This window comes from Mycobacterium sp. E2699, assembly GCF_001666745.1.
In the GTDB taxonomy this organism is placed as follows: Bacteria; Actinomycetota; Actinomycetes; order Mycobacteriales; family Mycobacteriaceae; genus Mycobacterium.
This window is the reverse complement of record NZ_LZJH01000057.1, coordinates 1-1,316: the sequence shown is the minus strand read 5'-3', so window position 1 is coordinate 1,316 and position 1,316 is coordinate 1. Positions and strand designations below refer to the sequence as shown.

Annotated in this window: 1 protein-coding gene; it reads left to right on the top strand. The window is 68.2% G+C overall.

Annotation, left to right across the window (positions count from 1 at the left end; genetic code table 11):
* The coding region (locus A5696_RS29130) for an HAD-IC family P-type ATPase (protein WP_156738223.1) at positions 1-1,316 on the top strand (1,316 nt) is incomplete at both ends.

The window sequence follows — 1,316 nt, the reverse complement described above, 5'->3', positions numbered from 1 at the left end:
GGCGACATCGACATCCTGATCACCGACAAGACCGGCACGCTGACGGAGGGCCGCATCCGCCTGGTCGGCGCGGTCGATCCGGCCGGTGCGCCGGCCGAGCCGGTCCGGCGGCTCGGGTTGCTGGCCACCGACGTCGACCCGGAATCCGGTGTGGTGAGCGCCAATCCGCTCGACGCCGCGCTGTGGGACTCCCCGCAGCCACAGCAACTGGTGGGCGGCGCGGTGCGCCGCGTCGCGCTGCTGCCGTTCGACCACGAGCGGCGCGCGACGTCGGTGTTGGTCGACGACGACGGCAACCGCCTCCTCGTCGTCAAGGGCGCCCCCGAACAGGTCCTGGACCGGTGCGACGGGACGCCGGCGGCCGCGGATGCGACCCTGGCGGACTTGTTCGCCGCCGGACGGCGGGTGGTCGCCGTCGCCACCCGCCCGGCCGCCGAGCTGACGGAGCTCACCGCCGACGACGAACACGACCTCACGCTGGCCGGCTTTCTGGTCTTCGCCGACGAACCCAAACCCGCGGCGCGCCAGTCGCTGGCACAGCTGGCCGAACTGGGCATCGAGCTCAAGATCGCCACCGGCGACAATCCGCGGGTCGCCGAAAAGGTCTGCAATGACCTGGGTTTGGCGTCCAAGGGCACTCTCACCGGCGCCGAGCTGGAACCCCTCGACGACGACGGGTTCGTCGACGCCGCGCAAAACCACACCATCTTCGCGCGCATCTCCCCCGAGCAGAAGGCGCGGCTGATCACCGCGCTGCGCCGCAACGGGCGATCGGTCGGCTTCCTCGGCGACGGCGTCAACGACGCGTTGGCCCTGCACGCCGCCGATGTGGGCATCTCCGTCAACAGCGCCACCGACGTGGCCAAGGACGCGGCCGACGTGGTCTTGCTGGAAAAGGACCTGGGGGTGCTGGCCACCGGGGTGGCCACGGGCAGAAGGATTTTCGCCAATACCATCAAGTACGTGTTCATGGGCACATCGAGCAATTTCGGCAACACCTTCAGCGCCGCCGCCGCGTCGGCGTTCTTGCCGTTTCTGCCGATGCTGCCCAGCCAGATCCTGCTGGGCAACCTGCTCTACGATGCCTCGCAGTTGGCGATCCCCACCGACCGCGTCGATGAGGAGCAACGCGATGCGCCGGCGCACTGGAACGTCGCCTTCATCCGCAGGTTCATGCTGACGTTCGGGCCCATCAACTCGCTGTTCGACTTCTTGACCTTCGGATTCATGCTCGGCATCCTGCACGCCGGCGAGGTGGCGTTTCACACCGGGTGGTTCCTGGAAAACCTTCTCACCCAGACGTTTATCGTTTTCGC